This is a genomic window from Microcoleus sp. T3_B1 (genome assembly GCF_036700445.1).
Lineage (GTDB): Bacteria > Cyanobacteriota > Cyanobacteriia > Cyanobacteriales > Microcoleaceae > Microcoleus.
This window is the reverse complement of record NZ_JAUBOX010000019.1, coordinates 26,747-44,793: the sequence shown is the minus strand read 5'-3', so window position 1 is coordinate 44,793 and position 18,047 is coordinate 26,747. Positions and strand designations below refer to the sequence as shown.

Genomic DNA, 18,047 nt, shown 5'->3' with positions numbered 1-18,047 from the left:
ACCTCCGTCAGTCGCGCATTCATCCCACACTGATTTATCGGGGGTACTCGGCGATGCCTCGATTAATCCCCCTCTAAATTCAGTGTGGGGATTCTGCTGTTTTAGCTAAAAAACTTAGATTTCTTCGTCCAAACCATCTACATCATCTACATCATTTACATCATCTACATCATCTACATCATCTACATCATCTACCTCAATAGGAGCGACAGAATTAGCAGAAACCAGAGCACCAGTCTCAAGTTTCTTTTTAACTAGCTCCTCAATTTCATTTTTGAAATCGATGTTTTTCTCCATGTGCTGGATCACTTTGTCTCGTCCTTGAGCTATGTTCTCTCCGTTGTAGCTATACCAAGAACCTTTTTTGATGATTACTCCCATTTCGTCTGCCAAGTCAGTCAGACAGCCTAAAGTAGAAATGCCTTTGCCAAATACAATGTCAAATTCGGCAATGCGGAAAGGCGGAGCCACTTTATTTTTAGCAACTTTAACTTTCGTGCGGTTGCCGTATTCTTCTGTACCTTTTTTCAAGCTTTGAATGCGGCGAATGTCAAGCCGCACGCTGGCGTAGAACTTGAGTGCGTTACCGCCGGTTGTTGTTTCCGGGTTGCCGTAAGTTATGCCGATTTTCTGCCGCAATTGGTTGAGGAAAATGACGGTACAGCCGGATTTGCCGATGTTGCCGGTGATTTTCCGCAAAGCTTGGCTCATCAAGCGCGCTTGCAAACCCATATGGGAGTCGCCCATGTCGCCTTCGATTTCGGCGCGGGGGACGAGGGCGGCTACGGAGTCAATTACTACGATATCGACGGCGACGGAACGGACGAGTTGATCGACGATTTCTAGGGCCATTTCGCCGGTATCCGGCTGGGAAACTAAGAGATTTTCAATATCGACGCCTAAAGCTGAGGCGTAGGTGGGATCGAGGGCGTGTTCGGCATCCACGAAGGCTGCGATACCGCCGGATTTTTGGACTTCGGCGATCGCGTGGAGAGCTAGAGTGGTTTTACCGGAACTTTCCGGGCCGTAAATTTCAATAACTCGGCCTTTTGGCAAACCGCCGCCCAAAGCAATGTCCAGTGTCAGGGCTCCGGTGGGAATGGTTTCTACCCTCATGCGAGTGGAGTCTCCCAATCGGACGATCGCGCCTTTGCCAAAGCTGCGCTCGATTTGGGAAAGTACGGAAGTTAGGGCTTTTTGCTTTTCTGAGTTTTCAGTGGAAGTTTTTATAGACGCTTCTTTTTTTGCCATTTGCGGTACGCGGGTAGACCCCTTGCGGAGCTTGTTGATTAACTGTACAACACGTATGTTAGCAGTTATTTTTGGGCTCTGGAGGTTCTGGGAGGATCTGGCTGAAGATTCTTGATTTTGGGGGTGGTTCAGCCTGAGCCAGCTTTCAGAATGCCCAAGATGTAGAAGGTATTCGGCATCCGGCAGAGGGTAGAATTATTGTCTGTTAGGGGATGTAGTTGGTATCGATCGCTCCTTGAGTGAGGTTTAAGATGGTCTACAGTTCCAAATTCCGTGAAGCGTAGCTATCCCGGAGGAAATCGCCACAATTAGGACAAGCATGGGATCTACAACACATCAAGACACATCTGTTAATAGCAAAAATTCCCGCTGGCTGATGAACTTATTGGCGATCGGCATTTTACTAGGTATCGGATTTCGGTTTTTTGAGATCGATCGCAAACTTTACTGGCACGACGAAGCTTACACATCAATCCGCGCCGCTGGTTTCACCCGCCAAGAAATCGACGACGAACTATTCCAAAACCGGATTGTTCCCGCACCAGAATTGCAAAAATATCAGCGGATTAAACCGGGAACTACAGAAGCAGACACAATTCGTTCTTTAGCACTAGAAGACCCGCAGCATCCGCCTTTATACTTTCTCATGGCTCGTTGGTGGATGCAGGAATTTGGCAGTTCTCTAACAGCATCGCGCAGTTGGCCAGCAATATTGAGTTTGCTGTCGCTGCCTTTGATGTACGCTTTAGCTCAGGAACTTTTCGCCTCGAATTTGGCTGCGTTATTAGCAACAGCACTTTTGGCTTTATCACCCTTTGACCTATTGTTTGCTCAGACAGCAAGGCAGTACAGTTTGCTGACAGCCATAGTTATTGGCAGCAGTTGGCTGCTGCTGAGAGCAGTGCGGTTGCGGGGTTGGCAAAATTGGGTATTTTACTCGCTGGCGATCGCCCTTGGTTTCTACACTCACCCTTTCTTCAGTTTAACACTCATCGGACACGGAGTTTTTATAATTTATTACTGGTTGTTTATCAAAAAAACTAAATTGCGAGGTCATGTAACTAATTCCCAATTCTTTTTAGCAGTAACAGCCGCTTTAATATTGTATCTTCCGTGGATTTACGTGCTGGCAACCAACCTGGGACGAGCATCAGCTACGACAGATTGGACGCGAGTATCTCCGGGTTGGCTGTATCTTGTTAAATTATGGACGCTCAGCTTTACAGCATTATTTTTTGACTTCGACTTAGGCTTTGATAATATCTGGACTTATTTGCTGAGATTGCCATTTTTGCTGTTAATTGCTGCTGCCATTTACCAAATCTGCCGCCGCACTAGCAGTTCAACTTGGCTGTTTATTTTAACATCAATTTTTGTACCTTTTTTGATCTTGGCGTTACCGGATCTAATCCTAGGCGGCAAACGTTCGGCCGTCAGCCGCTATCTGATTTCCTGCTTTCCGGGAGTGCAGCTAGCAGTTGCTTACTTGCTCGCAAGTAACGTGAAAACTCAGCAGCGGTTTTGGCAAGTCATTTTAGCCCTGGTATTTACAGCAAGTGTAGCATCCTGTACGGTCAGCGCTTTTTCTGATACTTGGTGGAGCAAAGACTTGAGCTATTTTAATGCTGAAGTTGCGAAAATTATTAACAAAGAGGCGATAGCTAACCGATCGATTAAAGATACAATTGTAATTAGCGATCGCGGCAACGATTTTACGAACATGGGAGATTTGCTGTCTCTGAGTTATTTGCTCGACAAAGACGTGCGGCTGATGCTGATGAGCCAGTCGCCAGATATGGAGATGCTGAACAAATATTCGGCTCCTCTGGTATTCCGCCCTTCGGAAAAATTGATCTCGGCACTCAAGCAAAATCAACGCCGCTTAGAGCCAATTTTGCAGTATGCCAGACTTTTTCGAGCGCGGCGAGCTTCTTAAACCAATTCCCAAAAGTAGTGATAGTGATACAGATAGATTGTACGCGAGCATTTGTAGGGATACCGCACCGTGCCGTCTCCGACGCTGTAGGGATAGGGCATTGCTCAAGGAGTGTCAACTTAAAGCTGAAAGCCCTGAGAAATCTCGTTTTTACGCTAAGTATAGATCCCCCTAAATCCCCCTTAAGAAGGGGAGTAGGGGTTGACTTTGAGCCATTTCCGGTTCCCCCCTTCTTAAGGGGGGCTAGGGGGGATCTAGGCTTAATAGTCAAACCGGAGTCTCTGACTGGGTTTAACGTGTTTATTGACACGAAGAAGGACACGGTGCAGTGTCCGTACTTATCTGGGCTGACACACCCGACATCATCAGCAATAATTATTTGAATACTTAGGATAAAAAGCAATGCAAGAGTTAAATAATTCATCTTCCGAATCCGCCCAGAAGTTTCGCAATCTTCAGACAGAATTACGCGAACGTTGGCGAGCAGTCGAAGAATTCGACGGCGGAGATTGTGACATTATTATCATTCCTTCTGTCAGCTTAGATCAGCAAGAAATGCAGAAAGTTGAGGGTGTTTACCACTACGAAGAGCGGCATTTATTTTCATTGATTCGCCTGCGAAATCCCCGCACGCGCTTAATTTACATTACCTCGGAGCCATTGCACCCGATGATTGTGGATTATTACCTGCAATTGCTGCCGGGAATTCCATTTTCTCACGCGCGCGATCGGCTTTTGCTGTTCAGTGCTTACGATGCTTCCGCCAAATCCCTCACCCAGAAAATTTTAGACCGTCCCCGCTTGATGGAGCGCATTCGTCAAGCAGTGCGGCCGACAAAATCTTATATGGTTTGTTATAACTCCACGCCCTTAGAACGCGAGTTATCTGTTAAATTGGGGATTCCTTTGTGGGCCAGCGATCCCGATCTGTTATACTGGGGAACAAAAAGCGGCAGCCGGCAAATTTTTAAAGAATGTGGCGTGCCTTATCCTGACGGTTCTGAGTTGGTTTTTAATGCGGAAGATTTAGCGGAAGCTGCGGGCGCGTTGTGGGAACGGCAGCCACATTTGCAGCGGATCGTAATTAAGTTAAATGAAGGTTTTTCGGGGGAAGGGAATGCAATTTTAGATCTGAAGTCCCTCGCAGGTAAAGCGCCTACAGAAAGAGCGAAGGCAATTGGCGATAGCTTCCATAATTTGCGCTTTCAAGCAACGGGCGAAACCTGGGAAAATTTTAGCAGCCGCATTCCCGAATTAGGGGCAATTGCCGAAGCATTTATCGAAGGAGAAGAAAAGTTCTCGCCCAGCGTTCAAGGCAGAATTGTCCCCAGCGGCGAAGTAGAAATTCTCTCAACCCACGACCAAATTTTAGGAGGCCCAGACGGTCAAATTTTCTTAGGTTGCCGATTTCCTGCCGACGAATCTTATCGAATAGCGTTGCAGGAATTGGGATGGAAAGTAGGGCAAAACTTAGCTAAAAAAGGGGCTTTAGAGAGATTTGGAGTAGATTTTCTCGCTGTAAAGCAATCCGATGGGAAATGGGAGCTTCAAGCAATAGAAATTAACTTACGTAAAGGAGGCACAACTCATCCGTTTATGGCTTTGAAGCTGTTAACAAACGGTCGGTACGATCGTACTACCGGATTATTTTACAGCCAGCAGGGCCGTCCGAAATATTATGTCGCTTCGGACAATTTGAAAAAAGAGCGCTATCGGGGATTATTACCGAACGATTTGATGGATATTATTGCTGACAATCAACTGCACTTTGACAGCGGTACTGAGACGGGCAGTGTGTTTCATTTAATGGGTTGTTTGTCGGAGTTTGGCAAATTGGGAGTGACGAGTATCGGCAATTCGCAGCAAGAAGCTGAGGAGAGGTATAACAAAGTTGTGAAAGTTCTCGATCGCGAAACCTCATACTAAATCTCATTTAACCATTAATTATTTGGTCGTGGAAAATGGCTAATAAGTAATTGGTACTTTAAACTGACAACCGCAGATTTTAATCTGCGGGTTGCGGGTTGTAGCTAATTTTTAGCGGGATAAAGGGGCGTGGGGTCGATCGACCCTGTGCGGTTGAGTGGCCAAAAACGCACAATTGCCCTACCGATGATATTTTGCTTGGGTACAAAGCCCCAGTAATGACTGTCACAGCTTGCGTTGCGGTTGTCGCCGAGCACCAAGTAAGAATTTTGAGCTACAACTACAGGCCCGTAGGGATACTGCGGAATTTCTTCAATATATTTTTCCTGTAGCGGCTGCTTGTTAATAAAAACTTTTCCCTCTCTGACTTCCACACTGTCCCCCGGCAGTCCGATCACTCGCTTGATATAGGCATCTTTGATCGGTGGTGGCTGTCCCGTGCACAAACTAGCCTGGTCAGGAGGCATAAATACGATAATATCTCCTCGCTGGGGCTCTTGGAATCGATAGCTTACCTTATCTATGATTAATCGATCGTTAATTTGCAAGGTTGGGAGCATCGAGCCGGTCGGAATGTAGCGTGCTTCGGCAACCAGGGTGCGGATACCAAAGGCTAAAAATGCTGCTAAGCCGATCGTCTTAATTCCTTCGATCCAAGGATTTTCGGTGTCTTGCGGAGGTTTTTCGTCGGCTGACTTGTCTAGACGAGTCATAGGGTATTGTAGTGACTGAGCTGGATACGAATTATAAACTTAATAATGCTTCCATGCTAGCACGCTGTTTACTGAATTAAGGATATCTTATGACTACCCAATCAAGTTTGTTAATCCGTCGCGCTCGCATTCTTTTGCCCAACGGTGAGTTTTTGGTAGGAGATGTGCAAATCTGCGATCGCAAAATTGTCCAAGTTGCTGCGGAAATTGTCGAATCTGGCGATCGAGAAATAGATGCCAAAGGCTTAACTCTGTTACCCGGAGTAATTGACCCCCAGGTACACTTCCGGGAACCAGGTTTAGAACACAAGGAAGACTTATTTACCGCTAGCTGTGCTTGCGCTAAAGGCGGCGTTACCTCGTTTCTGGAAATGCCGAATACGCGACCTTTGACCACAACCCAAGCTGCCTTAGATGATAAACTAAGTCGCGCTGCCGAGAAGTGTTTGGTCAATTACGGCTTTTTTATTGGGGCTACTCCTGAGATTTTACCCGATTTGTTGGATGCCAATCCGACTCCCGGAATTAAGGTGTTTATGGGTTCGATGCACGGGGACTTATTGATGGATGATGCAGCAAATTTAGAGGTAATTTTTGCGAAGGGCGATCGACTAATTGCCGTGCACGCAGAAGACCAAGCTAGAATCAACCAGCGTCGTCAAGAATTTGCTGGTATTACCGATATTGCAGTTCACTCGCAAATTCAAGACAATCAAGCTGCTTTGTTAGCAACTGAGTTAGCAGTAAAACTTTCTAAAAAATACCAGCGTCGGCTGCATATTCTGCACCTATCGACAGGAGAAGAAGCTGAGTTTTTGCGCCAGGAAAAACCGAGTTGGGTAACGGCAGAAGTAACGCCGCAGCATTTGTTGTTAAATACCAGCGCCTATCAAAAAATTGGCAGTTTAGCTCAGATGAATCCGCCTTTGCGCGAGCCCCGCGATAACGAAATACTTTGGCAAGCTTTACTAGACGGCGTAATTGATTTTATCGCCACCGACCATGCGCCACATACATTAGCAGAAAAAGCTCAAGATTATCCGAATACGCCGTCTGGAATGCCGGGAGTCGAAACTTCTTTGCCTTTGATGCTGACCCAAGCAGTAGAGGGAAGATGTACAGTGGCACAAGTTGCTAATTGGATGTCGGCGGCAGTTGCTAAGGCTTATAAGATTCCGAAAAAAGGGCAAATTGCACCGGGTTTTGATGCAGATTTAGTCTTAGTTGATTTGGAGAAATACCGCCCGGTAGTCGGCGCAGAGATGGCGAGTAAGTGCGGCTGGAGTTCCTTTGAAGGATGGAATTTGACTGGATGGCCAGTTGTGACTGTTGTTGGAGGAAAAGTTGTTTTTGAGGATGGTAAATTGGATACAAATGTGAGGGGAGAAGCATTGACATTTGACGCTGAGTAAGCATGAATTTAACTCAAATGTTATAATTGGGTATTCCCGCTCGCCAAGGCGATATTACCCATGCTTCTCCAAGAACTAGAAACACAACTCCTGGCCTTAACTCCTACTGAGAAAGCTGAAGCCATCCGGCTTTTAACCCAAAGTTTAAACAATAGCTGGCCAGGAATTACCAAAACTCCCGATGTGTGTGGCGGCGATGCTTGCATTGCCAAAACTAGACTTCCCGTTTGGCTGTTCGTGAGTTTGCGCCGTCAAGGTTCAAGTGATGCTGAACTTCTACAATTTTATCCCCAGTTGAATGCTGCCAACTTAGTAAATGTCTGGACTTATGCTGAGGCTAACTCCGAAGAAATTGAAACAGCACTCCGAGAAGAAGCAGCAGCAATGATGCAGGAAGTATAATTTATGGCACGTCTCTATGCAGATGAACAGTTCCCGTTTCCTGTTGTGGCATTGCTGCGAAATTTCGGTCACGATGCCCTGACTATTCAAGAGGCAGGAAATGCCGGAGATGATGACCCCGAAGTATTAGCCTTTGCTGTGAATAACGATCGGGCGGTTATGACGCAAAATCGTCGGCATTTCATTCGCTTGCACGCTCAACAACCAAATCATGCTGGTATTATCGTCTGTACAGACGATAAAAATTTAGAAAGGTTGGCAACACGCATCAATGATGCTATTGCTGGTGAAGAAACTTTGAGAGGCAAATTAATTCGTGTCAACCGTCCGCAGTAAGTACGCGCTGAGATGTTACACCATTCTCTCTTAACAGGCTGAGTGAGAATGGTGCAACATCTAAATTAAATCGCCCTTTCTCACTTTTCCCATTGCCAATCCAATAACTCGCCATTACCAATTACTTCAGCTTGCCGCCCGTTATCTAGATAAGTCAAATAAATTTGCCAATAATTTTCGGGTTTGTAGTGCAATCTTTCCGCCCATTCGATCGCCACAATTCCCAAATCCCTTTCTAACCCGTCCCAATAAGTTTCTAAGTGCAAAGCCTCGGCTTCTTGGGGTTCTAGTCGATACAAATCTAGATGATACAGCGGAATTCGTCCTCCAAAATACTCGTTAATCAGCGTAAAAGTAGGACTCTCAATCGAGTCGGAGATTCCTAAACCTTCAGCGATACCTTGAACCAATGTAGTTTTGCCAGCACCTAAATCTCCTTGTAATAAGATTACAGTGCCGGCAGGGAGCGATCGACCTAACGCAAAACCAAACTTGCGCGTAGCTTCAGCATCTGGAAGAGAAAGTATCATTTTAGTTATTTGTTATCTGTTATTAGTCATTTGTTATTTGTTATTTGTTACTCGTTTGGATCGGCCAATAACCAATAGCCAATAACATGAGTGAACAGTCAACTGTCAACTGTCAACAGTCAACTGTCAGCAGCTTAAATGTTCTGCGCGCGGCCGTACCAACGCAGCAACATCCCCGCCAACCTTTGCGAATTGTGGCGAATTAAACCCGTATTTTTATCTTCATCCATGACATTTGCGATGACAATTCGCCGCCCCAATTGCGTTACGGCTTCTCGATCGAGCACAACCGGATAAGAATTCTCCTGAGAATAGCGGATCAAAGCTTTGGCAGAAGGGACTTTTCCTTGAACTACTACAGCATCGAACAGCGGCCGGCCGCAAGCGCGGTCGATCGCCCGAATGTGGTCTGCAACACTGTATCCGTCAGTTTCCCCCGGCTGAGTCATAATATTGCAAACATAAATGCGCGGAACTTCGCTGTTGGCGATCGCATCAGCAATTTCCGGCACCAACAAATTCGGAATGACACTCGTATAAAGACTCCCCGGCCCAATAATAATAAAATCCGCTTCCCGAAGTGCTTGGGCTACCTTGGGCAACGCCGGAGGATTAGCAGGAGTGCAGCCTATTCTGAGGATTTTTCCGTTAGCTTTTGTAATGCTGGACTCCCCCTCAATCCTGCGGCCGTCAGCCAGTTCTGCCCACAAAGAAACGTCGCTCAGAGTAGCCGGCAGCACCTCTCCCCTCACTGCTAAAACTTTAGAACTCGCGGCGATCGCCTGTTCCAAATCTCCAGCAATATCGCTCATCGCCGTCAAAAACAAATTCCCAAAACTGTGACCCACCAAACCGTCACCAGCCCGGAAACGATATTGAAATAACTCAGTCAATAACTTTTCCTCATCTGCCAAAGCAGCCAAACAATTGCGAATGTCTCCCGGCGGCAATACCCCAATTTCCCGTCGCAGCCGCCCGGAAGACCCCCCATCATCCGCCACCGTGACAATAGCAGTGATTTTGGCGCTGTAGTCCTTCAATCCCCTGAGCAAATTAGAAAGACCGGTACCGCCCCCAATTGCCACAATTTTCGGGCCGCGGTGCAAGCGGCGGTGGTTGAGGAGTCGATCGACCAGTTCCTCATTCCCTTCGGGCATCAGCACTTGGGTAATAGAGTTCAAACTGCGAGTTTGTCCCCACAGAATTAATAAAATCCCGCCAGCAATCACGATCGGGCCCGACACGTAATTGGGAATAACTTCCGCAATCCACGCCAAAAAATTTCTCAATAATTGCAATAAGAAGAAAATGGGAGTCATCCCAGTCCAAATCGCTAAACCCAAAGTGGCAAGTACCACGCCGCTGGCACTAATCAGCAGCCACCGTTTCACTAACAGTCCGGGGGCTAACCACTTAAACCACTGGTGAACTCGCCCGTTCCGCAAAGAAGGGGGGTAAGGATTTCTGGATTGGGCAAAAACCTGCTTGGCTTTAGCCAAGACACGGAGGGCTTTAGGAAGTGAACTAATTGACATGGTTAATTAGTCTTAAGGGTATTGGAACAGCTCGATCTGACAAATTTACAATACAAGAGAGTTTTGATTCTGGCAGTCAATTTAAGTAATTAGTGATTAGTCATGAGTCATGAGTCATTAGGTAGACTGATGACTGAGGACTGATAACTTATTGATAACATCCTATGGCTGAGCCACTAATCGAACTCAAGGGGGTAAGTAAGTCCTTCGGCCAGAACCCGATTCTCGATCGAGTCGATCTGAGGATTTATCGGGGAGAGGCCCTGGCAATTATTGGCCCTTCGGGGACGGGCAAATCTACTATTTTGCGGATAATTGCGGGTTTGTTGGCCCCGGATGCCGGTGAGGTTTTTGTTCAGGGACAGCGCAGGGTGGGATGGGTGGACGACGTGGCAGATCCGATCGGAATTGGGATGGTGTTTCAGCAAGCGGCTTTGTTTGATTCGCTGACGGTGGAGGAGAATGTCGGTTTTTTACTTTACCAGCATTCTAAGCTGCCGCGCCGCCGCATTCGGGAATTGGTGGAGGAAAAGTTGGAGATGGTGGGTTTGCCGCGAATTGGCGAACGCTATCCGGCGCAGTTGTCTGGGGGAATGAGGAAGCGGGTAAGTTTTGCCCGCGCTATCATGGCGAATCCTGATAATGACAGGGATAATCCAGAGGTTTTGCTGTACGACGAACCGACGGCGGGTTTAGATCCGATCGCTTCGACGGTAATTGAAGATTTAATCCGCGACTTGCAGGCTGCCCAAGGTGTTTGCAGCACTTATGCGATCGTCACTCACCAAGACAGTACCATCCGCCGCACTGCCGATCGCATCGTATTTCTCTATCGAGGCAAAGTGCAGTGGGAGGGAACTGTCAATGACATTGCATCGACAGATAATTTACTTATCCGACAATTTTTTAGCGGCAGTGTTACTGGGCCAATTCAAGCGCTTGGATAGTCAATTGTCAATTGTCAGTTGTCAGTTGTCAGTTGGCCGTTGTCAGTTGGTCGTGGTCAATTGTTTGTCTTGTTGGGAGATAGTATATGTCACAAACAAACTTTCAGAAGTTAGATGTTTATAAATTAGCTGAAAAATTCGCTGATGAAATTTGGAATATTGTTATAAAATGGGACGCATTAGCAAAAGATACTGTCGGCAAGCAAATTATTCGATCGGCTGATAGTATTGGTGCTAATATTGCTGAAGGAGATGGTCGAGGTAGCTATCAGGATCATCGGCGATTTATCAAGATTGCCAGAGGTTCTTTATATGAAACAAAGCACTGGTTGAGACGGGCTTATACTAGGCAACTACTAACAAGTACGCAAGTAGAAACACTCAAGCCAATTATTGACGAACTCTCGCCAAGGCTAAACGCCTATCTAAAATCTATAGGCAACACATCAGACAAAAATTAACAACTGCCAACTGCCAACTGCCAACTGCCAACTATCAACTATCAACTGCCAACTATCAACTGCCAACTGCCAACTGTCAACTGCCAACTATCAACTGCCAACTGCCAACTGCCAACTGCCAACTATCAACTGCCAAAGGAGGTAATATGCAATCGCGAACTGTAAGAGAAGGTTCTGTCGGGTTCTTAATTTTAGTAGGAATCGGTTTATTTGGCGGCTTAGTGCTCTGGCTGCGGGGCGTGCAAATAGGGAACCGCAGCTACAAATTCGCCGTAGAATTTGGCAGCGCCCAAGGAATGCAAATAGGCACGCCCATCAGGTATCGTGGGGTTGCCGTCGGTAAAATTACCGCCCTCCAACCGGGTTCCAACGGCGTAGACGTGACGCTGGAGATTGCCCCCGGTACTTTAGTGATTCCCAGGGATGTTACGATCGAAGCGAATAAATCGGGTTTAATTGGCGAATCGTCGATCGACATTACCCCCAACTCGATTTTGCCAGAATCATTACTTACCGCCAATCCCGTTAGTGCCGACTGTCCCCCGGAGATTATCTGCCAAAATTCGCGCTTAAAAGGTCAAGCGGGAGTCACTATCGACGAACTAATTAAATCCACAGTCCGCCTAGCTAATTTCTACACTGACCCCGCCCTGTTTAACAATCTTAAATCTCTTACCGAGAATACAGCCAACACAGCTAAAGGTGCAGCTAAACTCACTCAAGATTTATCGACTTTAACTAAAACGGCACAAGCGGAAATAAAAAATTTGAATCAATCTGTAAGGGGAGACCTTGGCAGCTTAAATCAATCATTAAAAACTGAAATAGCAAGTTTAAATCAATCATTAAAGGGGGAAGCAAGCACCTTAAATCAATCATTAAAGGGGGAAGCAAGCACCTTAAATCAATCGCTCAAGACGGAAATATCAGGAGTTGCCGCTGATGTTTCTAAAGTAGCAGCTACGGCGGACAGTTCCACAAAAGCCGTATCTGCAGCTGCGATTAATTCTGCTAATTCAGTAACTCAAGCAGCCAATCAAATTACATTAACAGCCAACCAAGTCAATTCTTTAGTAGCAACCAACCGCGGCAGTTTAGTCTCAACTCTGAATAACATCAATCAAAGCAGTCAGGAACTGCGGGTAGCTGTCAGCAGTTTGAGTCCGACAATTAATCGAATCAACCAAGGACAATTGCTGAACAATTTAGAAGTTTTATCAGCGAATGCTGCCCAAGCTTCTAGTAATTTGCGAGATTTATCCAGCCAAGTAAACAATCCCGCCAATTTGCTATTATTGCAGCAAACTCTAGATTCTGCACGAGCTACATTTCAGAACGTGCAGAAAATTACTTCCGACGTGGATGATTTGACGGGAGATCCGGCTTTCCGCAACAATATTCGCAGGTTGTTCAACGGATTAGGAGGCTTGTTGGGTTCGACAGAACAACTGCGACAGCAAGTTAAAGTGACTCAAACATTAGCCCCCCTTTCTGAGAAAGTAAATGCGAGTACACATCCCAGAGATTCATCAGTAGATCCTGGATTTCCTCGCTTGCAAAAACAGCCCAAATTGCCTGTTATACCTTCTCAAACTGCCCGGTCAGTAGAACCAGTTGCTCCCGAAAAGACCCATTAAAACAGGGTATCATTGAATAACCGCCCTTGCACAAAAGTCAGGGCTGTTTCATTCTCGGTAGGGGCCGTGCCCCCGTGCCGGCCCTCTTGGTCTGATCTGCCGATCGAATCCTCTAGGTCGGGGGTAGGCACGGGGAGTAGGGGCCGTGCTACCCCTACAAAATTCATGTTTTTGGTGAGAATGAAACAGCCATTGCACAAAAGTGGCGATATACTCTAATTAGTAACCAGCGCAATACACACCCAGATTACAGCTAGTTAATAAGGTGCGCCTTTCGCACCCAGGCATTAAAGTTATTGTCCAAATCCTATTAACAAAAAACTCTTTCTATCGAAACAAAGAAAACCAATGACGCAAACATTATCGAAACCGGACGTAACCAAAAGTCAGTATAATATAACTTGGGAAAAATTGCCAGATGACTTTAAATTACCAGACGATCCCGTGGAAAACATCGACCAACCACTTTTAGCTGCGGCCTTGCGAGAAGCTTTGGATCTCGCAGGATTTATCCTAGCTTCAATGCTAATAGCTTCCAATTTTGGACTCTGTGCCAAAGTTAACGGCAAAACAGTAGTAAAAGCCCCTGATTGGGTGTACGTTCCGTCGGTATTGCCAGCAGAACCAGGAGAAGTTCGCCGCAGTTATACGCGCAATGCTGAGGGAGAAGTACCTGCTGTAGTGATGGAATTTTTATCCGATACTGACGGCAGTGAATATTCAAATAAACCGACATATCCTTACGGAAAATGGCGGTTTTATGAGCGAATTTTGCAAGTGCCGATTTATGTAATTTTTGAACCTAAGTCGGGAGTATTGGAAGTGTACAGACTCTCTGCGTCGGGAGAATACGAATTGCAAGAACCGGATGCTAATCAGCGATTCTGGATAGAATCAATGGGTTTATTTCTGGGGGTTTGGGAAGGTGAAAAATCTCAGAGAACGGGTTATTGGTTGCGCTGGTGGGATGAGAATGGCAATTTGCTGCTGTGGGGTGCGGAACGGGTGGAACAGGAACGCCAGAGGACCGAAGAGGAACGCCAGAGGGCCGAAGAGGAACGCCAGAGGGCCGATCGATTAATGGCATACTTGAGAAGTCAGGGCATTGATCCTGATGGCATTTGAAGGTGTAGGGTTCGCGCGATCGAACAACAGTTAATAAAATTGAGAAAATAGTTGCGCTCTCAAAAGCTTAATCTAAAAAAAGGATAAGGAGAAAACATGACACAAACAGCAGTCAAAAACTCTGTCACCGATAGTTGCCTGACTCTAAGAGGAGTGAGTTGGTCGCAATTTGAATCGCTAGAAGCCGCTTTTGAGTCTGTCGGCGGTATCAAATTTGCTTACTTAGATGGAATTTTAGAAATTATGACAGTTAGCCCCGAACATGAAGAGACAAAGGGTACTATCAGGGCTTTATTAGAAGCATACCTGAGAGAAAAGGGCATCCGGTTTTATATCAAGGGCGGGCCGACTTTGGGTAGTAAAGAACTGGGGGCGAGAAAGGAGCCTGATGAATCATATAATTTGACGACTAAAAAGGCAATTCCCGATTTGGCGATCGAAGTTGTATTCACCAGCGGTGGCATCGATAAACTTCAACTATACAAGCGGTTAGGCATACCTGAAGTCTGGTTTTGGGAAGATGGAGTGCTGAGTATCTATTATTTGAGGGAGGAGTACGAAAAAGTCGATTGCAGCGAGTTGTTACCGGAGTTAGACATTGCTTTGTTAGTGAGATATGTAACTTACTTCGATCAATATGATGCTGTTACTGAATTCATTAAGGCTTTGCGGGAATAGTTCAAATCAACTTTAAATATAACTCGAATCAAGGAGCGATTGACATGGTTCAAGCATTAACAAAATCAGTAACATTTGACGAATTTATTGCATGGTATCCGGAAAATTCCGAATACCGCTACGAACTGCACAATGGAGTAATTGTTGAAATGCCCAAAGGAACTGGCCAACATTCAGAAATCTCTGGCTTTCTCAATATAGAAGTTGGCGTTGTATGTCGCAATGCCCGATTGCCCTATTTCCTTCCCAAAGAATGTGTCCTTAAACCCGATCGCGACGAATCAGGATATGAGCCAGATGTCATCGTTCTCGATCGACAGCAAGTGATCAATGAACCGCGTTGGGCAGCAGAATCAATTATCACAATGGGTTCGTCGGTGCGTTTAGCAGTAGAAGTTGTCAGCACTAACTGGCAGACTGACTATCTTACTAAACTACGCGATTATGAAGAAATGGGCATTCTTGAATACTGGATTGTGGATTATTTGGGATTGGGCGGGAGACGCTACATCGGCAATCCCAAACAACCTACGCTTTCGCTTTATCAATTGGTTGATGGGGAGTACGAGTTGACGCAGTTCCGGGGAGAGGAGAGAATTGAATCGGCTGTTTTTCCAGATTTGAACTTGACTGCTCAACAGGTGTTTAACGCAGGAATTGTTAATGAATAAGGAGCGAGTTTGCTAGGACTACAACAATATTAGAAGAAAAATTAGATCGGCCATTGCTATTTCCCGGATTAACCTGGCAACAATTCAAAATCTTAGCACCGATTTGGGATATTCTAGGTGTTAAATTGTCGTTTTTAGCGGGAGTGCTGGAGATAGAGAAAATGCCTGGAAGAAAACACGAAACAGCTAAGGAGAGAATAGGTGATTTTCGGCAAATCTATTTGATGAAAGCAGATAGAGATTACACTCCAACAGGTTCGATGACATTGGAAAGCGAAGAAGGTTTAGTCAGAAGGGAAGCAGATAAATCATAGGAATTGGGTGCTAATAGGGAACGTCCAGATTTGGCGATCGAAGTTGTCGTCACTAGCGGCGGAATTGATAAGGATCGTCAATTAAATAATTTCCCTTTTTTCTTGTGGGATGGGCGTCCCGCCCGCCCAGAAAGGACGGGCGGGACGCCCATCCCACAACAAACAGGAAAAGTGGATTTTATTTAATTCTCATTCCTAAGCTAGAGGCTTACAAACGGCTGCAAATCCCTGAAGTCTGGTTTTGGGAAAACAGCCGAATGTCTCTGTATGCTCTCAAACAGCAAGGATACGAAGAGATTGCAAGTTCCCAATTGCTCCCAGAACTCGATATGGGTTTACTCGTCAGGTGTGTTAATATGCCGAGTCATGTTGAGGCAATTAAGGAATTCAAAAGTGCGATCGCTGCGGATGTGTAGTCAAAAATAGATAATACCAGAAGCCCGACTTCTTGAAGAAGGCGAGGCTCTCAAGCACGAGAGCGTTTTACGTTTAATTAAATTAACCTACTTAGTTGCTGAAAACAAGTTTATAATAGATATACAACTCACAGGAAGCACGACCATGACAACAGTCGTTCCCACCCTCCAAACTTCTGAAATCGTATACCCTAGCGCTGATGGAGAACCATTGGCAGAAACTTACGACCATGTTTACGCAATCTTAACTACTTTAGAAGTCTTAAAACAATACCTCGCAGACCGTCGAGCTACTGTTTTAGCAAACCAATTTTTATACTACGCTCAAGGTTTTCCAAAAGTCCGTGTAGCACCAGACGTGATGGTGATTTTTGATGTGGAACCGGGTGGCAGAGATAATTACAAAATCTGGGAAGAAGGTCAAGTGCCGAAAGTGATTTTTGAAATTACCTCACCAGGTACAAAGTCGGAAGATCAAAATAATAAAAAAGACTTGTACGAAAGGTTAGAAGTTCAGGAATACTGGTTGTTTGACCCTAGAGGTGAATGGATTCCCGAACAATTGCGGGGGTACCGACTGGGAGTAGAGGGGTATCAATTAATTAGAGATAATCGCAGCGATGTATTGCAACTGCGGTTAGAAATAGAGGGAAAAATTCTTGGGTTTTATCGGGAAGATAATGGAGATAAATTATTGATTCCAGATGAATTGGCTTCAGCTTTAAAAGCGGAACGGCAACGTGCTGAAGCGGAACGGCAACGTGCTGCTGAACTCGAATCTTTGCTAGCGCGTTATCGAGAACAATTTGGAGAATTGCCGGAGGATAACGGCTAAAGATGCAGGGGTGCGATCGCGCTTGACCAATTCGATCGCACTTTTATTTCTTTAGCAAATTGTTAGTTGAATGACGATCCGTCAGAACCAGGAAAAATTAGAGGAGCCAGGATTAGGGGATGCGTAAGTCCTGTATCATTTACACTTCAGTGTATTCTTTGCCTTTTTGAGACTCTAACCAACGTTGATAAGCTTCCTTGTCGCCTCCAAAGGAATCGACAGAAACTTGACGTTCTGGCATGGGTTTGAGGGGAGCATCAATAGGGGAATATTGGCAATAGCAGATTACTACCATATCAAATTCACCGATCGGAATATCGGGAGTATAAGTCTCAACCCGCGCCACTTCCCACTCACCTGTGCGGTAATGAGTGCTGTAACCGTGCCGAGTTGGATCGTGTTCTGCTTCCACACGAACAAATTCTGGGGGGCGATAGCCAACTTCAGGAATTGGGCCATCAGAAGAGTCAAAGTGTTCTGCCAAAATGCGAGTCAATGATTGAGTGTGTTGAAACTTGCGTTTTTCCCAACCAGGTTGGCGCTTGTCTGCTCTAAAGACAATCCATTTACGCATCTTCATCCTCCTTGCTTTCTAGTTCTTTGTACCAGTCGGGAAACTCTGTTTTTCCTTGAAAAACACAATCAACTTTTAGAATAGGGCCGTCAATTTTCTCAATCTCAATCAGCTTCCAACCATACTTTTCTTCCATCTCTTCACAACAATCTGGATCTGCCGCTCCATGTCGAGACTTGTCTTCGTCTGGATCGTAACGCAACCAGTTTGGATTATTTGGCATAATTGTATTGCTCCCTGTGTTGGGTTGACAACATTGGAGAAGTCGTCTGGACTCGGTATTTGCGGTACTGCGTCCGGGCGCGTCTTTGTCAAATTATAGAATAATTCAGGGCTTACGCACTCCGA

Annotated in this window: 21 protein-coding genes; 15 read left to right on the top strand and 6 right to left on the bottom strand. The window is 45.7% G+C overall.

Features of this window, described 5'->3' with window-relative positions; all coding sequences use genetic code 11:
* Nucleotides 1-114: 114 nt before the first annotated feature.
* On the bottom strand, nucleotides 115-1,251 hold the full coding sequence (recA, locus tag QT990_RS12810; RefSeq protein WP_333290691.1) for a recombinase RecA: 1,137 nt from the start codon (nucleotides 1,249-1,251) through the stop codon (nucleotides 115-117).
* 319 nt (nucleotides 1,252-1,570) lie between these two features.
* Here recA and QT990_RS12805 point away from each other — a divergent pair, with 319 nt between their 5' ends.
* Both QT990_RS12805 and QT990_RS12800 read left to right on the top strand, forming a co-directional pair.
* Nucleotides 1,571-3,187: a glycosyltransferase family 39 protein gene (locus QT990_RS12805; RefSeq protein ID WP_333143578.1), complete on the top strand. Its 1,617-nt coding sequence runs from the start codon at nucleotides 1,571-1,573 to the stop codon at nucleotides 3,185-3,187.
* 402 nt (nucleotides 3,188-3,589) lie between these two features.
* A complete protein-coding gene (locus QT990_RS12800) occupies nucleotides 3,590-5,113 on the top strand; it encodes a peptide ligase PGM1-related protein (protein WP_333143577.1) in 1,524 nt (507 codons plus the stop codon).
* Nucleotides 5,114-5,217: 104 nt separating this feature from the next.
* Here QT990_RS12800 and lepB read toward each other — a convergent pair whose 3' ends face one another.
* On the bottom strand, nucleotides 5,218-5,826 hold the full coding sequence (lepB, locus tag QT990_RS12795; protein WP_333143576.1) for a signal peptidase I: 609 nt from the start codon (nucleotides 5,824-5,826) through the stop codon (nucleotides 5,218-5,220).
* A gap of 89 nt (nucleotides 5,827-5,915) precedes the next feature.
* Between lepB and QT990_RS12790 the strand changes: the two genes are divergently transcribed.
* From QT990_RS12790 to QT990_RS12780, 3 genes are read left to right on the top strand one after another with little or no spacing between them, the layout of a single operon-like run.
* On the top strand, nucleotides 5,916-7,238 hold the full coding sequence (locus tag QT990_RS12790) for a dihydroorotase (RefSeq protein ID WP_333465302.1): 1,323 nt from the start codon (nucleotides 5,916-5,918) through the stop codon (nucleotides 7,236-7,238).
* A gap of 60 nt (nucleotides 7,239-7,298) precedes the next feature.
* Nucleotides 7,299-7,640 (top strand): DUF433 domain-containing protein, encoded by a 342-nt coding sequence (locus QT990_RS12785; protein ID WP_015174644.1) that lies wholly within the window; start codon nucleotides 7,299-7,301, stop codon nucleotides 7,638-7,640.
* A gap of 3 nt (nucleotides 7,641-7,643) precedes the next feature.
* The gene (locus tag QT990_RS12780; protein ID WP_333460759.1) at nucleotides 7,644-7,976 is read left to right on the top strand and encodes a DUF5615 family PIN-like protein; all 333 of its coding nucleotides are present in this window, start codon (nucleotides 7,644-7,646) and stop codon (nucleotides 7,974-7,976) included.
* An 80-nt stretch (nucleotides 7,977-8,056) separates the two neighbouring features.
* Here the strand turns inward: QT990_RS12780 and tsaE are convergent, their stop codons facing one another.
* A complete protein-coding gene (tsaE, locus tag QT990_RS12775) occupies nucleotides 8,057-8,506 on the bottom strand; it encodes a tRNA (adenosine(37)-N6)-threonylcarbamoyltransferase complex ATPase subunit type 1 TsaE (protein WP_333465301.1) in 450 nt (149 codons plus the stop codon).
* A 134-nt stretch (nucleotides 8,507-8,640) separates the two neighbouring features.
* Nucleotides 8,641-10,041, bottom strand: coding sequence for a gluconeogenesis factor YvcK family protein (locus QT990_RS12770; protein WP_333465300.1), 1,401 nt, complete (start codon nucleotides 10,039-10,041; stop codon nucleotides 8,641-8,643).
* A 164-nt stretch (nucleotides 10,042-10,205) separates the two neighbouring features.
* On the opposite strand from QT990_RS12770, the gene QT990_RS12765 reads away from it, so the two are divergent.
* From QT990_RS12765 to QT990_RS12720, 10 genes are all read left to right on the top strand, one after another.
* A complete protein-coding gene (locus QT990_RS12765) occupies nucleotides 10,206-10,988 on the top strand; it encodes an ATP-binding cassette domain-containing protein (RefSeq protein WP_333066584.1) in 783 nt (260 codons plus the stop codon).
* Between the two features lie 86 nt (nucleotides 10,989-11,074).
* On the top strand, nucleotides 11,075-11,449 hold the full coding sequence (locus tag QT990_RS12760) for a four helix bundle protein (RefSeq protein WP_333308429.1): 375 nt from the start codon (nucleotides 11,075-11,077) through the stop codon (nucleotides 11,447-11,449).
* Nucleotides 11,450-11,595: 146 nt separating this feature from the next.
* Entirely contained in the window at nucleotides 11,596-13,086 is a 1,491-nt protein-coding gene (locus QT990_RS12755; protein ID WP_333143570.1) for an MlaD family protein, read from the top strand.
* 348 nt (nucleotides 13,087-13,434) lie between these two features.
* Complete coding sequence (locus tag QT990_RS12750) at nucleotides 13,435-14,211, top strand: Uma2 family endonuclease (protein WP_333143569.1); 777 nt, start codon at nucleotides 13,435-13,437, stop codon at nucleotides 14,209-14,211.
* Between the two features lie 96 nt (nucleotides 14,212-14,307).
* Nucleotides 14,308-14,889, top strand: a complete 582-nt coding sequence (locus QT990_RS12745) for a Uma2 family endonuclease (RefSeq protein WP_333143568.1) — start codon at nucleotides 14,308-14,310, stop codon at nucleotides 14,887-14,889.
* Nucleotides 14,890-14,933: 44 nt separating this feature from the next.
* Nucleotides 14,934-15,560 (top strand): Uma2 family endonuclease, encoded by a 627-nt coding sequence (locus tag QT990_RS12740; RefSeq protein WP_333143567.1) that lies wholly within the window; start codon nucleotides 14,934-14,936, stop codon nucleotides 15,558-15,560.
* Between the two features lie 161 nt (nucleotides 15,561-15,721).
* Nucleotides 15,722-15,874: a hypothetical protein gene (locus QT990_RS12735; RefSeq protein ID WP_333465299.1), complete on the top strand. Its 153-nt coding sequence runs from the start codon at nucleotides 15,722-15,724 to the stop codon at nucleotides 15,872-15,874.
* Between the two features lie 3 nt (nucleotides 15,875-15,877).
* A complete protein-coding gene (locus QT990_RS12730; protein WP_333300736.1) occupies nucleotides 15,878-16,060 on the top strand; it encodes a hypothetical protein in 183 nt (60 codons plus the stop codon).
* 71 nt (nucleotides 16,061-16,131) lie between these two features.
* On the top strand, nucleotides 16,132-16,290 hold the full coding sequence (locus QT990_RS12725) for a hypothetical protein (protein ID WP_333300738.1): 159 nt from the start codon (nucleotides 16,132-16,134) through the stop codon (nucleotides 16,288-16,290).
* Nucleotides 16,291-16,435: 145 nt separating this feature from the next.
* Nucleotides 16,436-17,125, top strand: coding sequence for a Uma2 family endonuclease (locus tag QT990_RS12720; protein WP_333148436.1), 690 nt, complete (start codon nucleotides 16,436-16,438; stop codon nucleotides 17,123-17,125).
* 139 nt (nucleotides 17,126-17,264) lie between these two features.
* Here QT990_RS12720 and QT990_RS12715 read toward each other — a convergent pair whose 3' ends face one another.
* Both QT990_RS12715 and QT990_RS12710 read right to left on the bottom strand, forming a co-directional pair.
* Nucleotides 17,265-17,699 carry a hypothetical protein gene (locus QT990_RS12715; RefSeq protein ID WP_333144591.1) on the bottom strand — a complete coding sequence of 145 codons (435 nt, stop codon included), beginning with the start codon at nucleotides 17,697-17,699 and terminating at the stop codon, nucleotides 17,265-17,267.
* Nucleotides 17,692-17,922: a hypothetical protein gene (locus QT990_RS12710; protein ID WP_333129647.1), complete on the bottom strand. Its 231-nt coding sequence runs from the start codon at nucleotides 17,920-17,922 to the stop codon at nucleotides 17,692-17,694. The genes QT990_RS12715 and QT990_RS12710 overlap by 8 nt, the downstream gene beginning before the upstream one ends.
* Nucleotides 17,923-18,047 lie beyond the last annotated feature (125 nt).

Bases quoted from the DNA above. Each gene is read 5' to 3' on its own strand.
- QT990_RS12735 (WP_333465299.1), top strand. From the start codon at position 15,722: ATGCCTGGAAGAAAACACGAAACAGCTAAGGAGAGAATAGGTGATTTT.
- QT990_RS12805 (WP_333143578.1), top strand. From the start codon at position 1,571: ATGGGATCTACAACACATCAAGACACATCTGTTAATAGCAAAAATTCC.
- recA (WP_333290691.1), bottom strand. From the start codon at position 1,251: ATGGCAAAAAAAGAAGCGTCTATAAAAACTTCCACTGAAAACTCAGAA.
- QT990_RS12755 (WP_333143570.1), top strand. From the start codon at position 11,596: ATGCAATCGCGAACTGTAAGAGAAGGTTCTGTCGGGTTCTTAATTTTA.
- QT990_RS12750 (WP_333143569.1), top strand. From the start codon at position 13,435: ATGACGCAAACATTATCGAAACCGGACGTAACCAAAAGTCAGTATAAT.
- QT990_RS12725 (WP_333300738.1), top strand. From the start codon at position 16,132: ATGTCTCTGTATGCTCTCAAACAGCAAGGATACGAAGAGATTGCAAGT.
- QT990_RS12720 (WP_333148436.1), top strand. From the start codon at position 16,436: ATGACAACAGTCGTTCCCACCCTCCAAACTTCTGAAATCGTATACCCT.
- QT990_RS12770 (WP_333465300.1), bottom strand. From the start codon at position 10,041: ATGTCAATTAGTTCACTTCCTAAAGCCCTCCGTGTCTTGGCTAAAGCC.
- QT990_RS12760 (WP_333308429.1), top strand. From the start codon at position 11,075: ATGTCACAAACAAACTTTCAGAAGTTAGATGTTTATAAATTAGCTGAA.
- QT990_RS12800 (WP_333143577.1), top strand. From the start codon at position 3,590: ATGCAAGAGTTAAATAATTCATCTTCCGAATCCGCCCAGAAGTTTCGC.
- tsaE (WP_333465301.1), bottom strand. From the start codon at position 8,506: ATGATACTTTCTCTTCCAGATGCTGAAGCTACGCGCAAGTTTGGTTTT.
- QT990_RS12710 (WP_333129647.1), bottom strand. From the start codon at position 17,922: ATGCCAAATAATCCAAACTGGTTGCGTTACGATCCAGACGAAGACAAG.
- QT990_RS12715 (WP_333144591.1), bottom strand. From the start codon at position 17,699: ATGCGTAAATGGATTGTCTTTAGAGCAGACAAGCGCCAACCTGGTTGG.
- QT990_RS12790 (WP_333465302.1), top strand. From the start codon at position 5,916: ATGACTACCCAATCAAGTTTGTTAATCCGTCGCGCTCGCATTCTTTTG.
- QT990_RS12780 (WP_333460759.1), top strand. From the start codon at position 7,644: ATGGCACGTCTCTATGCAGATGAACAGTTCCCGTTTCCTGTTGTGGCA.
- QT990_RS12740 (WP_333143567.1), top strand. From the start codon at position 14,934: ATGGTTCAAGCATTAACAAAATCAGTAACATTTGACGAATTTATTGCA.
- QT990_RS12785 (WP_015174644.1), top strand. From the start codon at position 7,299: ATGCTTCTCCAAGAACTAGAAACACAACTCCTGGCCTTAACTCCTACT.
- lepB (WP_333143576.1), bottom strand. From the start codon at position 5,826: ATGACTCGTCTAGACAAGTCAGCCGACGAAAAACCTCCGCAAGACACC.
- QT990_RS12765 (WP_333066584.1), top strand. From the start codon at position 10,206: ATGGCTGAGCCACTAATCGAACTCAAGGGGGTAAGTAAGTCCTTCGGC.
- QT990_RS12745 (WP_333143568.1), top strand. From the start codon at position 14,308: ATGACACAAACAGCAGTCAAAAACTCTGTCACCGATAGTTGCCTGACT.